Annotated in this window: 6 protein-coding genes; 2 read left to right on the forward strand and 4 right to left on the reverse strand. The window is 68.6% G+C overall.

The features are described 5' to 3' along the window. Positions 1 to 10: 10 nt before the first annotated feature. Together V7Q39_RS20215 and V7Q39_RS20220 are read left to right on the forward strand one after the other, a co-directional pair. On the forward strand, positions 11 to 640 hold the full coding sequence (locus V7Q39_RS20215) for a trimeric intracellular cation channel family protein (protein ID WP_333818418.1): 630 nt from the start codon (positions 11 to 13) through the stop codon (positions 638 to 640). Between the two features lie 38 nt (positions 641 to 678). After that, on the forward strand, positions 679 to 1,182 hold the full coding sequence (locus V7Q39_RS20220) for a transcriptional regulator (protein WP_333818413.1): 504 nt from the start codon (positions 679 to 681) through the stop codon (positions 1,180 to 1,182). Here the strand turns inward: V7Q39_RS20220 and V7Q39_RS20225 are convergent. The 4 genes from V7Q39_RS20225 to def (V7Q39_RS20240) are packed head-to-tail and all read right to left on the reverse strand — an operon-like array spanning position 1,175 to position 3,301. Then, positions 1,175 to 1,408, reverse strand: a complete 234-nt coding sequence (locus tag V7Q39_RS20225; protein WP_333818414.1) for a GlsB/YeaQ/YmgE family stress response membrane protein — start codon at positions 1,406 to 1,408, stop codon at positions 1,175 to 1,177. The genes V7Q39_RS20220 and V7Q39_RS20225 overlap by 8 nt on opposite strands. A 50-nt stretch (positions 1,409 to 1,458) precedes the next feature. Then, positions 1,459 to 2,349: a methionyl-tRNA formyltransferase gene (fmt, locus tag V7Q39_RS20230; protein ID WP_333818415.1), complete on the reverse strand. Its 891-nt coding sequence runs from the start codon at positions 2,347 to 2,349 to the stop codon at positions 1,459 to 1,461. Further along, positions 2,346 to 2,849, reverse strand: a complete 504-nt coding sequence (def, locus tag V7Q39_RS20235) for a peptide deformylase (RefSeq protein ID WP_333818416.1) — start codon at positions 2,847 to 2,849, stop codon at positions 2,346 to 2,348. The genes fmt and def (V7Q39_RS20235) overlap by 4 nt, the downstream gene beginning before the upstream one ends. Beyond that, a complete protein-coding gene (gene def, locus V7Q39_RS20240) occupies positions 2,846 to 3,301 on the reverse strand; it encodes a peptide deformylase (protein ID WP_333818417.1) in 456 nt (151 codons plus the stop codon). Before def (V7Q39_RS20240) ends, def (V7Q39_RS20235) begins: the two co-directional genes overlap by 4 nt. Between the last annotated feature and the right edge of the window lie 2 nt (positions 3,302 to 3,303).

Here is a 3,303-nt window from a genome sequence, read left to right on the forward strand (position 1 = left end):
CGGCTTCACCCTGCAGGACGGGCTCGACTATGCCTCGGTGCTGGTCTTCGCCCTGACCGGCGCGTTGGCCGCCAGCCGCTCGCAACTCGACATCGTCGGCTTCATCTTCATCGCCTGCCTGACCGCCGTGGGCGGTGGCACATTGCGCGACGCGATCCTGAACCGCGAGGTCTTCTGGGTCGCCGATCCGCTGATGCTGGGCGTCGCCACCGTGGCGGCGGTACTGGTCTTCTTCACCGCGCATCTGCTGGAAAGCCGCTACCGTGCGCTTCTGTGGTTCGACGCGGCCGCTTTGGCCGTCGCCGTCCCGGCCGGAGTGGCGGTGGCGCTGGCCGAGGGACAGGGCTGGCCCATCGTTCTGGTCATGGGGATGATCACCGGCTGCCTGGGCGGGCTTCTCCGCGACGTGGTCTGCAACGAAGTGCCGCTGGTCCTGAAACAGGGCGAACTTTACGCCACCTGCGCGCTGGCCGGGTCGCTGGGCGCCGTCATCGCGGGCGGCTTAGGGCTGGGCCGGGGGGTGTCGCTGCTGATCTGCGCCGCGCTGGTCTTTACCCTGCGGGCAGGAAGCATCGCCTTCGGCTGGCGGCTTCCGGTCTACAGATCGCAACCGCCAAGCCCGGGTGCACCAAAGCGGTAGGCTTGCCCTATGAACGAATATTCGTTTAGCATCATCCCATGCCCCGCCCCCGCATCGTTCCTGATGAAACTGTCTTCGCCGCCGTCCAGCGCCTTTTGAGCGAAGGCGGGGACAAGGCCGTGTCCTTCGGGTCGGTCGGCAGGCTGACCGGACTTGCGCCCCCCACCCTCGTCCAGCGTTACGGCAGCCGCAACGGCATGGTTCGGGCCGCTCGGCTGGCCGCCTGGGACGCGCTGGAGCGGCGCACCGGGGAAGCCATAGCGGGCACCGCCGACAAGGGACCGCAGGGATTGTTGAAGGCCATCGGCCCGGTCGATGCTGCTGCCATCGCCGCCGACCTGCGCGACCCGGATCTGGCGGCGCGCGCGGCAGGCTGGCGGATGGGGGTGGAAACGGCGCTGTCCCTACGGCTTGGGGCGGGTCCGAAGGCCAGGGAAAGCGCCGCGCTTCTGTTCGCAGCCTGGCAGGGTCAGGCGCTGTGGTGGGCGGCGGCGGGAGAGCCCGCTTTCCGCCTCAAGGATGCGGTGAAGCGGCTTACCTGACCCAGGATTTCCAGGCCCAGATCAGGATCAGCGCGCCCAGAAGCGCCCCGACGAACCCGGCCCCGATCCCGGCCAGCATCACCAGCCCGCGCAGCACGACCGTGCCGATCAGCGCGCCCAATACACCCAGCGCGATGGTCGATGGCGTATCCATGTTCACCTTCAGGATCCGCGTTGCAAGAAAGCCCACGGCAACCCCGACGATCAGCAGCGCGACAAGCGGCATGGTGTCCCTCCCCTTCCTCTTGGTGATATGGGAAGGGCGCGGCCCCTGCGCTATAGGGTCGCAGGCAAAATCAGACCGCGCAGCACCTCGGCCGCTGGCATCGGGCGCTTGCCCTCGCGCTGCGCCTCGGTGATCTCTACCGCGCCCGTGCCGCAGGCGATGGTGAAGCCGTGCAGGACCTGGCCCGGTGTGCCGCCCCCCTTCGCCAGCCGGGAGCGCAGCAGCTTGATGCGCTCGCCGTTCACCTGCGTCCAGGCGCCCGGAAATGGCGAGAGGCCCCGGATCAGCCGGTCCACCTCGACGGCGGGTTTCGAGAATTCCACCCGCGCCTCGGCCTTGTCGATCTTCGCGGCATAGGTGATGCCTTCGGCGGCTTGCGGCAGGGCGGGCAACGGCAGCTGCTCCAGCGCCCCGACGATCAGACGCGCGCCCAGGGTGCTCAGCCGGTCGTGCAGGTCGGCCGTCGTCTCCTCGGCCCCGATCTCGACGGTTTCGCGCAGAAGCACCGGACCGGTATCCAGCCCTGCCTCCATCTGCATGATGCAGACCCCCGTCTCGCGGTCGCCCGCCATGATCGCCCGATGGATCGGCGCCGCCCCGCGCCAGCGCGGCAGCAGCGAGGCATGGATGTTCAGGCAACCAAGGCGCGGCGCATCGAGAATGGCCTGCGGCAGGATAAGGCCATAGGCGACCACCACCGCCACGTCGGCCTGAAGCGCCGCAAAATCGCGCACGGCGTCTTCGCTGCGCAGCGAGACCGGATGGCGGACCGGCAGACCCAGCGCCTCGGCCCGCGCCTGCACCGGGCTGGGCCGGTCCGCCTTGCCCCGCCCCGCCGGGCGCGGCGGCTGGCAGTAAACCGCCACGATCTCATGCGTCTGGTGCAGGGCGTTCAGTACCGGGACGGAAAACTCCGGCGTTCCCATGAAAATGACTTTCATCTCCGCCGCCCCAGCTTTTCCGCCTTCGCGATCAGCATCTTGCGCTTCAGAGGCGAGAGGTGGTCGAAATACATCTTCCCCGCCAGATGGTCGATCTGGTGCTGGACCGAGGTCGCCCAGAGCCCGACGAAATCCCGCTCCTCCACCACGCCATCGGCGTTCAGGAACCGCACCGTCACCGCCCGCGGGCGGCTGATGACGGCCGACACGCCCGGAAGGTTGGGGCTGGCCTCCTCATGCTCGCGCAACTGGACGCTCGCGTGCAGGACCTCGGGGTTCGCCATCCTCACCGCCTGACCCCGCGCGTCAGAGCAGTCGACCACCGCCAGCCGCAAGGGCACGCCGATCTGCGCCGCCGCCAGCCCATAGCCCGGCATCGCGTCCATCGTGTCGATCATGTCAGCCCAGATCGCCCGCACCTCGTCGGTGATCGCGGGCACCTCCGCCGCCGGGGTTCGCAGCACCGGGTTGGGCCAGGGCAGGCAGCGCCTTACCGTCACGCCCGCGCCCGTTCCCGCTTCAGCTTTTCCATCTTCCGGGTGATCATCTGGCGCTTCAGCGGCCCCAGGTAGTCGATGAAAAGCTTGCCATCCAGATGGTCGATCTCGTGCTGCACGCAGGTCGCCCAGAGGCCCGCGAACTGCCGCTCCTGCACGGTGCCGTCCAGCCCCAGCCAGCGCACCTGCACCTCGGCCGGGCGCTTCACCTCGGCATATTGGTCGGGGATCGACAGGCAGCCTTCCTCATAGGCCGAGACATCCTCGGAGGACCAGAGGATCTCCGGGTTCACCAGCGCCATCGGCTCCGGGTCGCCCTCCTTGATGCAATCCATCACGATCAGCCGCTTGGTCACCCCCACCTGCGGCGCTGCCAGGCCGATGCCCGGGGCGTCGTACATCGTTTCCAGCATGTCGGCGGCCAGTTGCCTGATCTCGGGCGTGATTTCCCGCACGG

Source organism: Tabrizicola sp., assembly GCF_036781545.1.
Taxonomy (GTDB): Bacteria; Pseudomonadota; Alphaproteobacteria; order Rhodobacterales; family Rhodobacteraceae; genus Tabrizicola.

What these genes read in the sequence shown, in the direction of transcription:
- V7Q39_RS20220 (WP_333818413.1), top strand. Translation starts at nt 679, where the DNA reads ATGCCCCGCCCCCGCATCGTTCCTGATGAAACTGTCTTCGCCGCCGTC.
- V7Q39_RS20225 (WP_333818414.1), bottom strand. Translation starts at nt 1,408, where the DNA reads ATGCCGCTTGTCGCGCTGCTGATCGTCGGGGTTGCCGTGGGCTTTCTT.
- fmt (WP_333818415.1), bottom strand. Translation starts at nt 2,349, where the DNA reads ATGAAAGTCATTTTCATGGGAACGCCGGAGTTTTCCGTCCCGGTACTG.